Raw genomic sequence first — 15,474 nt, forward strand, 5'->3', positions numbered from 1 at the left:
ACTCAACAACGACATAAAGCGGAACCTGGAGGGGCCTTTAGCGGAGATTAAAGAAGTGGCAAAGGAGCTCGGCTACGAGCTTCCTGAGATACGGGTCGGCATAAGGACGAGCGACACCTCGAGCTACCAGAAGAGCAAAATGGTGAAGAAACCGCCTCATATACTCATCACCACTCCGGAGAGTCTCGCCATAGCCCTGAACGCCCCCAAGTTCCGTGAGAGACTGAAGACGGTGAAGTACCTCATAATAGACGAGGTTCACGCATTGGCGGAAAACAAGCGCGGCTCCCACTTAGCTCTGAGCGTCGAAAGGCTGGCGGAGATGGCCGAGGAAAAGTTCGTGAGGATAGGCCTGAGCGCTACTATCCACCCCCTGGAAGAGGTCGCCAAGTTCGTCTTTGGCTTCGACGATGAAGGGAAACCGAGGCCGGGCCTCATCGTTGACGTCAGCTTCGCGAAGGAGACAAAGATAGAAGTCGAGAGCGTCGTTGAAGACCTCATATACACCCCGGCGAACGTTCTGAGTGACGCCCTATACTCCCGCTTGGCGGAGCTTATACGGGCGAACAGAACGACGCTCATTTTCACCAACACAAGAAGCGGGGCCGAGAGAGTCGCTTTCAACCTGAAGAAGCGCTATCCAGAGTTTGAAGGTTTAATCGAGGCCCACCACTCCAGCCTTTCCAGAGAGGTTCGCCTTGACGTCGAGGAGAAGCTGAAGAGGGGCGAGCTTAAAGCGGTTGTCACTTCGACAAGCCTTGAGTTAGGGATTGACATTGGTACAATAGATCTGGTCGTCCTTATCGGTTCGCCGAAGAGCGTCAACCGTGCGTTGCAGAGAATCGGTAGGGCCGGCCACAGGCTCCACGAGGTGAGCAAAGGAATAATCCTTGCCCTTGACAGGGACGACCTCGTCGAGGTTACGGTTTTAGCGCACAACGCCCGGAACAGGAGGCTTGACAGGGTCAAAATCCCGAAGAACCCGCTCGACGTCTTAGTTCAACACCTTCTCGGCATGGCGCTCAACAAGGTGTGGGAAGTTGATGAAGCCTACCGCGTCGTTAGGAGAGCCTACCCCTACAGAGATTTACCCTTCGAGGACTTCATGAGCGTTTTGAAGTATTTAGCTGGCGAGTACGAGGGGCTTGAGGAAAGGAAGGTCTACGCCAAGATATGGCTCGAAGACGGCCGCTTCGGAAGGCGCGGCAAGATGACGAGGGCGATATACTACATGAACACCGGAACGATCCCAGATGAGGCCAAAATCAGGGTTTACACGATGGACAAGCAGATGATTGGAACGGTTGAGGAGGAGTTCGCCGAGAGGCTGATGCCCGGGGACATCTTCGTTTTAGCTGGAAGAACCTACGAGTTCGTCAAGAGCAGGGGCAACAAGCTCTATGTTATCCCGCGAGAGGGGGCGAAGCCCACCATTCCGGCCTGGTTCTCGGAGATGCTCCCGCTGAGCTTTGACCTAGCCCTCGACATCCAGCGCTTCAGGAGGGAGGTTAAAGGCCTCCTCGGGAGAAGGGACGCCGTGAAGAGACTCATGCGGAAGTATGGCATAGACGAGAAGGCGGCGAGGGCAATTGTAGCCTACTTCCGCGAACAGGCGAAGTATTCAACCGTTCCGGACGATGAGACGGTCCTGGTTGAGGAGGTCGAGAAGGAGAAGACGTGGGAGTACTTCTTCCACACGCTCATCGGGAGGCGCGCGAACGACGCCCTGAGCAGGGCCTTCGCCTACGCGATAAGCAGGTGGAAGGGCTGCAACGTCGGGATAGCGATAAACGATAACGGCTTCCTCCTAAGGGTTCCAAAGGAGGCAAGGCTCTCGGAGGATGAAATACGGGAGCTGTTCACGATTGAAGACCCCCGGGAGGTTCTCAAGAGGGCCTTGGACAACACCGAGCTTTTGAAGAGGCGCTTCCGCCACGTGGCCAACCGCGGACTGCTCATACTCCGGCGCTACGTTGGAAGAAAGAAGCGCCTCGGAAGACAGCAGGTGATGGCGGTCGCGCTACTCAAAGTCCTGAAGGAGAACCATCCAGATTTTCCGCTCCTCAGGGAGGTCTACCGCGAGATAATGGAGGACAAGATGGACGTTGAAAAGGCGGAGCTTTTCCTGAGCTGGGTCAGGGAGGGCAAAATCAGGGTGGTCTTCGAGAGGAACGAGGTTCCGAGTCCCTTCGCCTTCAACCTCGAGGCAATAGGCTCGAGTGACGTGGTTCTCATGGAGGACAGGCGCGAGCTGATAAAACAGCTTCACAGGAAGATAATGGCGATGATAGGGGCCTCAGGGTAGTGATATCATCCGATCGTTGTGAACCACTATCCCCCTGTCGGTGATCTCATAGGATCTAATCGCGTTGTCAAAACCGCTACCGCGGAGCTTTGTTATCCTCAGGGCGCGGGTCAGCCTGCCGCCGGCGTTGAATGTCTTAAGCTCTATCACCCCGCTCACGAGGTACTCCTCTATGTCCGTCTTCTCGAGCTCGGACGTTAGAAGGACGGTGGTCTTGAGCCGCATCATGCTCTTCATAAAGCCCAGAAAGGCCCTGCGGTAGTCAATCTCTTCCGTGGCCGTTAATTTGAGCATCGTTATCGGGTCTATGACCACCCGAGTGTAGCGCTTTTCCTGGAACTGGCGCTTTATTGATTCCGTCATCCTCTCGATGTTCCCGGCGAATTCCTCGAAGAAGTCCCTTATCAGGACGTAGCGTTCCGCCGTCGGGGTCGCGTCTATGAGCGAGAACCTGGGGTCGTTAAGGTTAAAACCGAGCTTACCCATGTCAACCTTCAGGTTCTCGGCGGGCTCTTCAAGGGTCACGTAGAGGATGTTCTCACCCCTGCCAACGCCCGCCATGGCAAAATGAACCGCCAGGGTCGTCTTTCCCGTTCCAGGGGCACCCTTAACAAGGTAAACCCTGCCCGGTATGAGCCCCCCGTGAAGCATGGCATCAAGACCGGGAATTCCCGTGGAGATCCTCTCGACGGCCATCTCATCCCCCCTCCCACTTGGATACTCCGATATAAGAACCTTTCGCGGGTAAAGAGGTTGGAAGAGAACACTATCCCTCAAGGGTTTTAACAACGAAGGCCAGTAAGTCGGTCAGCTCCCGGGCCCTCGTTTCCGGTGAGGCGCCCATGTGGCCGCTCTTGGTCTCGACTCTAAGATAAACGGGGGCGCCGATTTCCTTCAGCTTCATGAAGAACTTGAGGGCATGAGCCGGGTGAACGCGGTCGTCGTGTAAACCGGTGTAGATGAGCGTTGGCGGATACTCCTTGTTGGGGTCGATGTTGTGGTATGGACTGTACTTCAACAGGAACTCCCCCTCCTTGGGGTCGTCGGGGTTGCCGTATTCGGGAACCCAGACGCTCCCGATGTAGAGCTTGTGGAAGCGGAGCATGTCGATGACGGGGTAGCCTATCAGAGCGGAATCCATGACGTCGGGCCTCTGGGTGAGCGTTGCCGAAACGAGAAGCCCGCCGTTGCTCCTTCCCCATGCAGCAACCCTGTAGCCCTCACCCTTCAGTTTTTCAAGGACCGCGATAAAGTCGTCGAAGACGTTCTGTTTGTTCTCCCGCATTCCAGCCCTGTGCCACTCCTCGCCGTACTCACTGCCACCGCGCAGGTTGGCCATCGCAAAGGTTCCGCCGCGCTTGATGAAAGGAATAACCTGCGGGAAGAAGCGGGGTGTCAGCGAGATGTTGAAGCCGCCGTAGCCGAAGACCCAGACCTTCTTATTGTCTTCACTCCCCTTTACGTGGAAGTAGTGGATTTTCGTTCCGTCCTTTGAGACCGCGAAGTCCTCCTCGACTCTGAAATTACCTTCAACTTCCTGCCTTTCGACGAGCTTGAGCTTCCCGTCGAACTCGTAGAGGCGATACGGAATGGTGAAGCTTTCATACCTGAGGAGGGCTCTCTTCCCATCGCTGTCGAGCGGATAGACGCTTCCGGGCAGGTCGAAGGCTATCTCGTCGAGCTTCTCTCCATCGAGCGAATAAATTTCAATTCTGTGGCTGGCGTGAACGAGCCTGCCGGCGAGGATTTTATTGCCAACGATTACCGCCCACTCCAGGGGAAAATTCCCTTCGGGAATCACCTCAATCGTTTTTTCACCATCGATGGCAATCACCTTTCCAAGGCCCCTGCCTTCCCTCGTCAGAACGTAGAGTCTGCCGTTGACGACATCGATAGGTTCAGCCGGAACCTCGGCGGAGTAAACCTTCCTCCAGAGGTCTGGCGAGTCTATTGGCCCGATGTAGATCTCTGCCCTGTTCCAGCCGAAGGTGACGGTGAGCATCGCAGTTTTCCCATCAGTGCTCTCCCTCAGGTAGAGAAAGTGGCCGGAGCCAAGGCCCTCTCCAAAGACCATCCTCTCTCCGTTCTCGTCCCTGAAGAAGAGCCTCACGGCCGGAGCTTTGGTCCCGTCAGGAGTCTCGCCGTGCCGGTAAAAGCGCGAGAAGTAGTAGCCGTTATCGGTAAAGACGACGTTCCTTATCGAGGGCCTGAACTCCTCCAGGATTTCGCCGGTTTCGAGGTTTACGATTCTCGTTATCCCCTCGTCGGCACCGCCTATGGAGAAGCTGTAGGCGAGCAACTTTCCGGATTCATCCGCGGTAAAACCCTGGAGGAGAACCTCGTCGTTGAGTTCAGCCTCGAGCTCCTTTGAGTCCACTATTGTTTCCCCACCGAGCCACCTTACAACCTGTCTATCCCTTTCCCTGTACATCGCGATGGTGCCTTTTTCGGTGAGCCTCGCGCCGTAGATGACGGGCATCGAGTAGTACTCCCACACCTCCGGAAAGAGCTCGTCGCTAAGTTCTCCAACGAATTTCCTAAAGCGTTCGTTTTCCTCCTCGACAAGCCTGAGAACGCGCTCATCACTGAGGTTCTCCATCCAGACGTACGGGTCCTCCATGAAAATCACCGTCTTAGCGTTGAGTAGTTGACAATAAAAAAGTTATGAAAATGTCATAGTGATAACTCCCGCCCACCTTATTTTCGGCGATCCCGATAGCGAGAACCCCTACTCGAGGGGGAGCTTAAGGACCTCCGAGGCGACGTCCCCGCGCGAGACCATGCCAACGACTCTCTTTGTCCTTTTCATCTTCTCAACGACTTCCCTGGTTACTCCAACGTGAATCGTCGTGTGGTTAAGCATCTCTAAAGCGTTTCCCAACTGCCCTCCATACTTTCTCCTCGCTCATCTCGATGATTACCTTTCCCTTAGCAAGCATCTCCTCGGCGTCCTGATAGACTGGAATCGTCCCTACTGGCACGTTAACGGCGTGCATTATGGCTCGCCTAATCATGGCCAAGTAGAACCGGTGGGCCAATGAGGGGAACCATGTGGTTTGTACATTGGTAGTGGGATACTGGAGGCAATATAGAGAGTGAGGAAGCCTCACCGATACCTACCACTTTGGGTCACAGGGTAGACACCCTTCCACTGTTTTCGGCTTCGGCGCCGGGTGAAAGAGCTCGTGAAATATCCGGGGACTCCTGACCGCTTCATCCAAGATAGCCTCGCGGCCGCGTTCTTCGGACATTCACTCGCATCACAAACCTTGGACGTGCCTCGATCAGCACCCCCATACATTTGAAGAAAGGGTTTATTAAACCGGCGCACGTTATTTCCCCTGGTGATTTCATGATCGTGAGGGGAAGGGTTACCGGTAACGAAATACCGCGCTTTAAATACCGCTGGTTCGGGATTCTGGAGGTGGAGGCCGAAGGTGAAAAGTACCGCCTCTACATGACGGGCAACGCTGCCCAGTGGTTTCTGAGCGGTGACGAGGTCGAGATCGAGATACTCCACGAACCGCGGGAGGAGGATGGGTACCGGGTTCTCGATTTTGATGACTACCGGCTCTGGAAGTTCTACGAAGGGGATAGAATAGCCGTCTGGCCCCTCTTTGAGAAAACCGTGGAGGCAAAGCGATACTCCCCCCTGACGGGCGAGCTCCTCTACACCTACAGGATAAGGGCGAGGGAGGCAAAATACGAGTCCGACTTCGAGGCAATAGCCGAGCTCGAGCAGTACCACTACGCGAGTCAGAAGGAGAAGGTGGCTTTATGGCGCTGCGAAAAGGGCCACATCTTCGAGGCCAACACCAGGCAGGCCTGTCCGATCTGCGGAAGCGAGGACGTCCATATCATGGAGATCAAGGGTTCAACACCCGCATCCCGCTTCATGATCTTCGAGCTGGTTGAAAGGGAGGAGTACGAGCCGAGGATCCTAAGTTACGTCCGCGTTGATCCGCCCATACCTCTCATGCATCGCCGCCTGCCGAACGGTGAGATAGAGAAGAACATCCGCGAAAAGGTCTTTCCCAGGGAGTGGTTCCATCCCTCCTTCTGGCCCGAGAGGATAATGAGGGAACTCTACGAGGAGCTGAAGAAGAAGTACGGAAGGAAAAGAATAGCCCGCTCCTACCTCTGGGAAAAAGCCAAGTGGAAGGCCTTAGCTGAGACCAACACTGCCGCCGCAAGAATAGCTAGAGTTGTCGTCCATCCCGATTATCGCTCCGATGGTCTTGGGCAGCTGAGCGTCAGGAGTGCCCTCGAGTGGATAGCCGAGAGAAGGATCCCAGAGATGAGGAAGGGGAAGCACATAGTTGAAACTATAGCCCAGATGGCACGCTACAACCCCTTCTTCGAGAAGGTTGGCTTCAAGTTCCTCTGGGAAACTGCCAGCGGAAGGCCCGTCCTCTTCTACCCGCTCACAGATGAAGCTAGGGAGTACATAGAGCGCTTCCTGAAGGAAGACCCGTACGCACCCAAAGATGGGAGGCTCTGGCGCCCGAGCTATGGCAGGGTCGAGCCGCTGAAGGGCCCGATAGTTTTCAGGAACGTCTCAAAGGTCTTTGAGAGCGAGCTTGACATCAAAGGTCTGCCGAAGGAGATACAGGAACTTTTGAAGGCCTTCGGCGTCAGGCACCGCGTCATCCAGAGGCCCGTCCTGAGGAACCTCAACTTTGAGATAAAGCCCGGCGAACTGATAGCGGTCGTTGGGGCAAGTGGAGCTGGAAAAACAACCCTGCTGAGACTGGTTCTCGGCGCTGCCAATGGCTGGTGGGAGGAACGCTTCAGACCGACCGGTGGCGAGATAGAGGTGCCGGACAATGCCCGGGTTTCCGTCATGATCCCCGGGGAGTTCGAACCCACTTTCGGTTCGGAGAGCATCCTCGAGCATGTTTACAGGAAGATAAAGGATCTGAACGCCGCGGTTGAAGTTCTCAACAGGGCGGGTCTTAGCGACGCCGTCCTCTACAGGGCGAGGTTCTCCGAGTTGAGCACCGGCCAGAAGGAGAGGGCGAAGATAGCTTCCCTCCTGGCAGAGAAACCCAATTTGCTCCTGATAGACGAGTTTGCAGCCCACCTCGACACGCTGACTGCCATGCGCGTGGCGAAGAAGGTTGCCGAGATAATCCGTGAGGCCGGGATAACCGCGTTAATAATCACCCACAGGCCGGAGGTCGTCAGGGCCCTTGATCCCGACGGGTTGCTCTTCGTCGGCTACGGAACGGCCAGAATGGAACCTAGAAGGAAAGACCCGGAAGGGGACCGTAAAGGAGCCTGAGCAGACCCACGAACACCGGTTGGTGGAGGAGGTAGATGAGAAGCGTGTTCCTGCCCGCGAAGGCAACCAGGCGGACGGGAACGCTTGAAGGGGGACCTATTTCGTATTTCCTTCTTCCATCCGGGTAGAAGAGGGTTCCGGTGGTCATTCCAAGGAGGTAAACGCCAAACCAGGGGAACACGGGAAAGTAGTCGGGCGAGAAGTAATGGGTGGGGGTTATCCCCAGGGGCAGGAGAAACAGCCCATCGTGGAAGCTCCTCGCCGGAAGATAGCCGAGAAAAAAGAAAAGCGCCGGGAGGATGTTGAACTTTCCCAGGTGGTGGAACGGTATCGCGAGAAGCGTCGCAACGCCGAGGAAGTGGAGTATACCAAAGTGGATCGTCATGTTTCCCGGAAGAAGGGAAGTGAACAGGGTTATCAGTGTTCCGAGGCCAAGGAGCTTGAGGGAGCGTTTGAAGTACTTCCGGCAGGGACAGGGGTTTTTCCCGACCGTTCTCGAGTAGCTTATCCACATGGAGAGGCCCGAGATGAATATGAATACTGACGCCGTGGCTATGGCGAAGAGGCGCCAGAAGAGGAGGTGTTCGTTGTAGCCGAGGAAGAGCCACAGATCCGTCACGAAGTTCGAGACGACCATCATTATTATTCCGATACCTCGCAGGAAGTCAACCTCCCAGTAGCGGCCGTGGAGGTAAACCTCGGAGCCGAACATATTCAGGAGCCGTTCTAATCCCCTAATAGAGCTTTCGGTCAAAGGGTTACGCAGAGGACATCGAAGAGAACCGACCCTAGCCAGTGGAGGAGGAAGCTTGGAAGAAAGCTCTCGCTCTCCAGATCAATCCTGGCGAAGATTATCCCTGCCACGAAGGAGTAGGGCACCTCGATGCCGGGCTTGCCTATGTGGGCAAAAGCATAGGGAACGTCCTGCGCAAGGATGGCCAGCCACCCGTTCCTTTTCGCCAGTGGAAAGAGGAGTGCTCCCCGGAAGAAGGCCTCGTGGGCGAACATGATGACCCCGACCGCGAGCTCCTTGACGAAAAAGTCTCCCCATCCGGAGTACTCGAATATTGGATAGTAGTTCCTCATCTCGGACACCGTCGTGCCGTAGAGACTGAGCGGTACAGTGGCCACGAACAGGACGAACGCCCACCTGTACCCTGGCCACTTCCCCCGCCGAAAACCGAGTTCCTCCATGCCGAAGCCCATGACCCTCCCGGCCAACAGCGGAATCGCTACGTAGAAAAGGAGGTTGTAGAACGCCCAGCGGAATATCCCGCCATCGCTGTATCTGACGGCGGGGATCAGGGGGAGCAAAATGAAGTAGAGAACGTAGGGATTTCGCCTTAGCTCCATAAGGAAAGATAGGGGAGGAGAAATAAAAGCCTTTCACTCCCTCTTCCCGGATGCCCGGGTCTTCTTCTTGCTGGAGGTCTTCCTGGCGGTTGTTCTCCTAGCCTTTCTACCCTTGGTGCTGCCCTTCTTGGACTTTTCCTCGGCCGCCCTGTTCTCTTCCCCGGTTTCCTCAGCGGGTTCCTTCTTCCCCTCCTCGGCAGGCTTTCCCCCGGTCTCCTCGGCAGTTGCCTCTTCCTTTTCTCCGGCCTCTTCCACCTTCTCGACGAGGGGCTCGCCGACTGTTTCCTCAAGCTCCACGACTTCTCCCGACTCCTTTTCCTCCGGTGGCTTGAGCAGTTCCTCAACGCTCGGCTTGAAGGTTATCTCCTCGTAACCGAGGAACCTGAGGTCGCTCTCCAGGAGTATCTCGCCAAGGACGAGGGTGTTCCTGTCAACCTCTTCCAGAACGGGTGTGAAGTCAACGGTAACGTCCTTCTCGCCGACCTCGATGATAACCTTTTCCCTGTCAACCATCGGCAGGCGGAGCTCTATCAGGGCCTTGATCTTTTCGATCGGGTCTTCAATTTTCTCGACGACTTCGACCTCGTAGACGAGGTGCTTGCCGGCGTAGGGGTGGTTGAAGTCGACCCTAACGCGGCCACCGCTGACGGTGAGAACCCTTCCCTTCAGCTTCCTGCCGCCCTCGGTCTCTATCTCGACCGGCATGCCCGGGAACGGGGCTATACCGCTCCTCCTGAACTGGCCAAGGGTGAAGGTCTTTATGAGCTTGGGGTCGCGCCTGCCAAAGCCCTTCTCGGGCGGGACGACTATCTCGTACTTCTTTCCCACTTCAAGGCCCTCAAGCTGTTCATCGAGGCCCTTAAGAACGTGACCGGCCCCAACGGCTATTGGAACCGGACCGTATATTCCGTTCTCGTTGTAGATACCCGCCTCCTTGGCAACCTCCTCGTAGGTTGTATCAAAGACCTCGCCGGTCTCTTTAATCCTCCCCGTGTAGTGAAGCCTGATCACGTCTCCCCTCTTGATCGCCATGACGGTAACCTCCCAAAGTGCTCTGACCGGAATTGGAGGGCCCCTTTTTAAGCTTTTGCCGGCGGCGATAACCTAATAAGAGGCCCGGGCGAAGTCCCCCCGGTGGTGAAGATGGCCATAAGGATATACAACACCCTCACAAGACGAAAGGAGGAGTTCAGGCCGCTCAGAGAGGGCGAGGTCAGGATGTACGTCTGCGGGCCAACGGTTTACGATTACACTCACATAGGCCACGCGAGAACCTACATAGCCTTCGACGTGGTCAGACGCTACTTCGAGCACCGCGGTTACACCGTGCTCATGGTGATGAACTTCACCGACATAGACGATAAAATCATTAAAAGGGCGAACGAGACCGGCGAAGACCCGAAGGAGCTGGCAGAGAAGTTCCTCCGGTACTTCCTCGAGGACATGGCGGCTTTAAAGGTCAAGCCGGCTGATATATACCCCCGCGTCACCGAGCACATCGAGGACATCATCGACTTCGTGAGGAAACTCCAAGAGAAGGGCTACGCCTACGAGGGGAGCGATGGGGTTTACTTCGAGGTTCGCAAGTTCAGGGATTATGGCAAGCTCAGCGGGATAAAGGTGGAGGACCTCGTTAAGGGAGCGCGCGTTGAGCCCGGTGAAGGAAAGAAGAACCCCGAGGACTTCGCCCTCTGGAAGAAGGCCAAACCTGGAGAGCCGAAGTGGTCTTCTCCATGGGGAGATGGAAGACCCGGCTGGCACATAGAGTGCTCCACGATGAGCACCAAATACCTCGGTGAGAGCTTCGACATCCACGGCGGTGGGAACGACCTCATCTTCCCGCACCACGAGAACGAGATAGCGCAGACGGAAGCGTGCACAGGCCACGAATGGGTCCGCTACTGGATGCACACGGGCTTCCTCATGGTGAATGGAGAAAAGATGAGCAAGAGCCTCGGCAACTTCATAACCATACGCGAAGCGTTAAAGCGCTACGACCCCGAGGTGATAAGGCTATTCGTGCTCCAGAGGCACTACAGATCACCGCTCGACTACACGGAGGAGGGCATGGAGCACGCGAAGAACAACCTGGAGCGCCTGTATAACACCCTCGAGAACATCCGCGTGGCGATGGAGAGGGCGGAGATCTCCTTCCGCTGGGAAGAGCCGGAGTTCGAGGCCTACGAGGCCATAAGGGAGGGGAGAAAAAAGTTCTACGAGGCAATGGATGATGATTTCAATACCCCCGAGGCCCTCAAGGCGGTCTTCGAGGTCTCAAACGCCGTAAACCGCTATTTAACCCAGGTGGAGACGCCGAAGGAGAGCATCCTGCGGAAGGCCCGGGAATTTTTCAAGACTGTCAGCGATGTCTTCGGCCTCTTCGAGGACTACTTCAGGGAGCAGAAAGCCGGCGAGGAGGAAGAGTTAATAAAACTCCTCATTGATGTCCGCGCCCAGCTCCGGAAGGAGAGAAACTTTGCCCTGGCCGACAGGATCAGGGACGAGCTGAGAAAACTCGGGATTCAGCTCGAGGACACGCCGCAGGGAACCCTTTGGAAGAGGGTAAGGGTTTGATTGATTCTTTCCCCTTTGCCGGATTTCAGTCGGGGCAAAATCCTTAAATACAACCCCCCGCTCCACTAGATAAGGGAAATCCAATGAAGAAGTTTCCGGCAAGACTCGCTTCTTGGGAGGACGTTGAAAGGTGGGCAGGGGAAGGTGCCTGGAAGATTCTGGAGGAAGGCTGGAAGCCCGATGTTATCGTCGGCCTCGCCAGGGGAGGCTGGGTTCCCGCGAGGCTCTACTGCGACTACCTCGGCGTTAAAGATCTCGTCAGTCTCAAGGTTGAACACTGGGGTGTTACAGCTACACCCGATGGAAAGGCGAAGCTCAAGTACGGCAGCAACTACGACCTGAGCGGCAAGAGGGTTCTCATAGTTGATGACATCAGCGACACCGGCGAGAGCCTGACCCTCGCGAAGAACTACGTTGAAAGCCAGAAGCCGGCGGAGATCAGAACCGCGACGCTCCTGACGATAAGGGGCTCGCGCTTCAGGCCGGACTACTACGGGGAAGAGATAGACTGGGCCTGGATCGTCTTTCCCTGGAACTTCGTCGAGGACATGATAAACCTCGTGAACAACCTCCTCGAGGAGCGCGAGAGCCTAACGACGGACGAGATAATCGAGCTGTTCAGGGAGCTTCACGGCCTCGAAGTCCCGAAGGGCAAGCTTGAGGAAGCGCTTCGCATGGCCGAGCGCAGGAAGATTTTTAAGTTCCGCGAGGGAGCCTGGCGCAGGGCCTGAGGTGTTCGAATGGACAGGGAGAAGAAAGTCAGGGAAATCAGAAACCACAGCGTCTACGCGAACGAGATATACGAGATGCACAGCGAGAGCATCAACGAGGTCCTGGAGAACTACGAGGGCCTCAAAGAGGACTACCTGAGCGAGCACTCCCGCGCGAGGATAGTGAGGATAGTCTTCAACGAGGACAACGGCCTTCCACTGGCGATAGAGTTCAACAGAAAGGACGACTCCTTCAAGGGTTTCACTATAGCCATTGGCAAGCCTCACATAAAGAGCGGCGATGGAAGGGAAGGAAATCAACCGCCTGAAGATGAGAGCGGCTGAACGTAGAAGCCGATTTCTATACCTTCTTCGCTCCATATTTCGTAGCTGCTCAGGTAGTAAGTCGGATTCTGGAAGAGTGCCGTCAGGTTTCTGCTTTCCCCGGCCACCAAGACGATGTAGTTCTCGGGGTTTTGGGGGTTCCGGATGGCCATTATCACCGCCTCCCCGGTAACGCTGCCGAGTTCTCCTGTGATGACAGGATCATCAGCGTTGAGGGTCAGCACGTAGGAGTAGATATCCCATCCGGGGTTCTTCTCCAGGACCCAGTGGTTTCCCCCAGAAGGAACGAAGCGCAGCGGAAAGTTCTCATCCAGATCATCAACGAGCGAGTTGGAGTAGGGTCCTCCCACAAGTACAACGTTTAACCTGAGGTCTTCTGGAGTGATGTTCACATCGGGTTTGATCGAGACATTCACGGTTCCGTCCCACTGGGAGTAGAACTTTCGGAGGTTCTCCGCGATGGCCTCGGCGGTCTCCCTGTCCCGCTCCGTTCCGGCGGGATCGGGATTACGGGTTCCGTACACTATCACCACCCTCCCCTCAACGGCGCCCCTATCGAGGGCCCTCAGTGACGTCACCGGTACGCGCTCGTCGTAGAGCCTCCCCGCATCCGAAGGGGGGATCATTGACCTCAGATCCACGAGCATCTCGTCCACGTACGTCCCCAGCGGGACGGAGTTCCGAACGCTCATCTGCGAGTATTTTCCGTAGAGCCCAAGGATCTCGTCTATCCAGAACTCGCCCCAGCCCCTCTGCATCCAGATGGCGAGGGTCACGTAATCGGGGTCAACGCTGGAAAGAGCGAAGTCCTGCCAGCCGTCGGCGAATCCCTCGTATATCATCCCCACCCTGTCCCAGAAGTGGATGTCGTAGCGCGCGAGGTATGGCATATCCCCCTCTATGGTATCCTCAAGGTAGGCCAGCGCGTAGAGGTCGCCGTAGCTGGAGTAGATGCCCGGAAGGGTCAGGTCGTGGCCCAGCTCGTGGTAGACGAAGCCCAAGTAGATGAGCTCGTCCAGTCCCGTGTTGTTCACGCAGTCCCGGTTCAGGGGCAGCCCGAACATCGTGTCCCTCGCTGTCCTGTAACTCCAGGCCGTTCGCTGGGGGTCGCGTCTCACAAGGGGTACCATTCCACCGGCCCCGTAGATCTGGACGCCATTCATGACCGGGTTGAAGCTGTGGCCGTGTATTGCCACCAGGAACGGGTGCAGGAACTCGAAGCGGACGGTGGAGACGTCGGTGTAGCGCCCCATGAAGTCGTCGGGTGGCAGCAGCGAGAGCGCCGTCGTGTATATGCCCAGGTCTTCACGGTAGTAATTCCAATGATCCAGGTAGAACGCCATGAAATCGCTTTTCCTGGCGAAGTCCCTCAGGGCATCGAGGAAGTTGAGGGTCCATTGATCCCCGATATTGCCCCACGGCTGGAGCTCCGGCGGTTCCGTGCAGAGGAGGAGGTAGTACTCGAGGTAGAACAGTTTGAGGTCCCTCTCGGAGATGGAGGAGGAGTTCTCAAGGTGTTCCCTGAGCATGAGAACGGCCCGGTGGTTCCTGTGGGGTGCAAAGTACGAATCCACCTCATTGACGTAAGCACCCCTGTCTATCACGAAGGGGTCCGTCCTCCCGAAGGCGAGGTAGTAGACGACGCTCAGCAGCTCCGAGTTTGGGCTTATCTCAACGCTCACCCTATCTGTCACGTCATATCCCGTCACGGGTGATGCGACGGCTCCAATGATGAATGCGAGAATTACCAGGGCACACAGCCGTCTCATGACGATACCCGGTGGTATCTCCTGGGGAGGTATTTAAAGCTTCCGACAGCTTTTAAAGCGAACCGGCGAAGGGTATTCGGGTGACCGAAAATGAAGACGAACTGGATCGTGGTTATCTTTCTGATCTCACTCACACTGGCGGGTACGTTCATTCCCCCCTCCTCAGCATCCCAAGAAAAGCCCCTGGTGGTGACCACCATAGCGCCCCTCGCGGGGATAATAAGTGACGCCTTCGGAGATCGGGTGGATGTAGTTTACATAATCCCTCCGGGCGCGGATCCCCACGAGTACCAGCTGACTTCCAGCCAGATAGAGCTCCTTCGCAGGGCCGATGTGATAGTCACCACCGGCGGTCACCTACCCCTTGAGAGAAAGATAGCGGAGCTGAAGGGGGAAGGCACCATAGAGGGTGAGGTTCTCTTCCTCGAAGACTACAAACGCGAGGGCTTCCGCTACCTGAAGGAGCACTGGTACCATGAGAAGGACAACCCCCACGGCGTCTGGCTTGACCCGAACAACGCCCTTGCGATAGCCAGTGCGACCGGAAGGGCCCTCCAGAGGAGTGATCCCGCCAGCGCGAAGGTCTACGGGCAGGAATACCGGATATTCGAGGAAAGGGTAAGGACAATAATGCACTCCTATCTGGCACTGGTCGGGGAAAACGCGACGGCGGTGATCCAGATGCCTCCCGATCAGTACGCGGTGGAGTGGCTTGGAGTAAGGGTGGTCGCCTCGATAAAGCCCGAAGAGGAGGTTCCGGCGAAGGGGATTGACGATCTCGTTCCCGTTGCGAGGAACGTTGATCTGATCGTCTACGCCCTGGACAGCCCTGAGCAACTGAAGGAAGCTGCCAGAGAGCTGGCATTGAAGAGCGGTAAACCGCTGGCGGAAATAACAGTCTTCTGGAGCGACAGACCGTACACGGAGGTTCTCATCGAAAACAGCGCCTCAATAGTGAGGGCACTCGGGGGAAAGGGATCCACCGGAGTTCCCACGGGACAGGAAGACTTCACGGACTACGTCCTCGTTTCCCTGGTCGTCGGAGTGGTTCTGGGAACGGCACTGGGAGTGATACTCAAGAAGTGAGCGTTTTCTCCAGTTTTTTGATCTCCTGGGCCTTCACGCAGGCCAAAA

Annotated in this window: 12 protein-coding genes and 1 pseudogene; 6 read left to right on the forward strand and 7 right to left on the reverse strand. The window is 56.2% G+C overall.

From position 1 onward, the window contains the following. On the forward strand, window positions 1–2,305 hold a 2,305-nt coding region (locus MV985_RS09100; protein WP_297465535.1), incomplete at its 5' end, for an ATP-dependent helicase. On the opposite strand, the gene MV985_RS09105 is transcribed toward MV985_RS09100, so the two are convergent. The 3 genes and pseudogenes from MV985_RS09105 to MV985_RS09115 form a co-directional block, all read right to left on the reverse strand. Further along, a complete protein-coding gene (locus MV985_RS09105) occupies window positions 2,297–3,001 on the reverse strand; it encodes an ATPase domain-containing protein (protein WP_297465538.1) in 705 nt (234 codons plus the stop codon). The two genes, MV985_RS09100 and MV985_RS09105, sit on opposite strands and share 9 nt — an antisense overlap. Before the next feature lie 70 nt (window positions 3,002–3,071). Then, window positions 3,072–4,925 (reverse strand): prolyl oligopeptidase family serine peptidase, encoded by a 1,854-nt coding sequence (locus MV985_RS09110; protein ID WP_297465623.1) that lies wholly within the window; start codon window positions 4,923–4,925, stop codon window positions 3,072–3,074. A 126-nt stretch (window positions 4,926–5,051) separates the two neighbouring features. Then, a pseudogene (locus tag MV985_RS09115) lies at window positions 5,052–5,316 on the reverse strand (phosphomethylpyrimidine synthase ThiC); the annotation flags it as partial. Between the two features lie 341 nt (window positions 5,317–5,657). Here MV985_RS09115 and MV985_RS09120 point away from each other — a divergent pair. Next, entirely contained in the window at window positions 5,658–7,589 is a 1,932-nt protein-coding gene (locus tag MV985_RS09120) for an ATP-binding cassette domain-containing protein (RefSeq protein ID WP_297465541.1), read from the forward strand. Here the strand turns inward: MV985_RS09120 and MV985_RS09125 are convergent. From MV985_RS09125 to MV985_RS09135, 3 genes are read right to left on the reverse strand one after another with little or no spacing between them, the layout of a single operon-like run. Further along, entirely contained in the window at window positions 7,549–8,301 is a 753-nt protein-coding gene (locus MV985_RS09125; RefSeq protein ID WP_297465543.1) for a heparan-alpha-glucosaminide N-acetyltransferase, read from the reverse strand. The two genes, MV985_RS09120 and MV985_RS09125, sit on opposite strands and share 41 nt — an antisense overlap. A gap of 38 nt (window positions 8,302–8,339) precedes the next feature. After that, window positions 8,340–8,942 carry a CPBP family archaeomyxosortase MrtA gene (mrtA, locus tag MV985_RS09130; protein ID WP_297465545.1) on the reverse strand — a complete coding sequence of 201 codons (603 nt, stop codon included), beginning with the start codon at window positions 8,940–8,942 and terminating at the stop codon, window positions 8,340–8,342. Between the two features lie 33 nt (window positions 8,943–8,975). Next, window positions 8,976–9,974, reverse strand: a complete 999-nt coding sequence (locus tag MV985_RS09135) for a peptidylprolyl isomerase (protein WP_297465549.1) — start codon at window positions 9,972–9,974, stop codon at window positions 8,976–8,978. A gap of 111 nt (window positions 9,975–10,085) precedes the next feature. Between MV985_RS09135 and cysS the strand changes: the two genes are divergently transcribed. From cysS to MV985_RS09150, 3 genes are all read left to right on the forward strand, one after another. Next, entirely contained in the window at window positions 10,086–11,516 is a 1,431-nt protein-coding gene (gene cysS / locus MV985_RS09140) for a cysteine--tRNA ligase (protein WP_297465625.1), read from the forward strand. A gap of 83 nt (window positions 11,517–11,599) precedes the next feature. Further along, window positions 11,600–12,247: a phosphoribosyltransferase gene (locus MV985_RS09145; protein WP_297465551.1), complete on the forward strand. Its 648-nt coding sequence runs from the start codon at window positions 11,600–11,602 to the stop codon at window positions 12,245–12,247. Window positions 12,248–12,256: 9 nt separating this feature from the next. Next, window positions 12,257–12,571 carry a hypothetical protein gene (locus MV985_RS09150; protein WP_297465553.1) on the forward strand — a complete coding sequence of 105 codons (315 nt, stop codon included), beginning with the start codon at window positions 12,257–12,259 and terminating at the stop codon, window positions 12,569–12,571. Here MV985_RS09150 and MV985_RS09155 read toward each other — a convergent pair. Beyond that, window positions 12,544–14,340, reverse strand: coding sequence for a hypothetical protein (locus MV985_RS09155; RefSeq protein ID WP_297465555.1), 1,797 nt, complete (start codon window positions 14,338–14,340; stop codon window positions 12,544–12,546). The two genes, MV985_RS09150 and MV985_RS09155, sit on opposite strands and share 28 nt — an antisense overlap. A gap of 90 nt (window positions 14,341–14,430) precedes the next feature. On the opposite strand from MV985_RS09155, the gene MV985_RS09160 reads away from it, so the two are divergent. Continuing rightward, window positions 14,431–15,426: a zinc ABC transporter substrate-binding protein gene (locus MV985_RS09160; RefSeq protein ID WP_297465558.1), complete on the forward strand. Its 996-nt coding sequence runs from the start codon at window positions 14,431–14,433 to the stop codon at window positions 15,424–15,426. The last annotated feature ends 48 nt before the right edge of the window (window positions 15,427–15,474 follow it).

The organism is Thermococcus sp. (assembly GCF_027012695.1).
GTDB lineage: Archaea > Methanobacteriota_B > Thermococci > Thermococcales > Thermococcaceae > Thermococcus.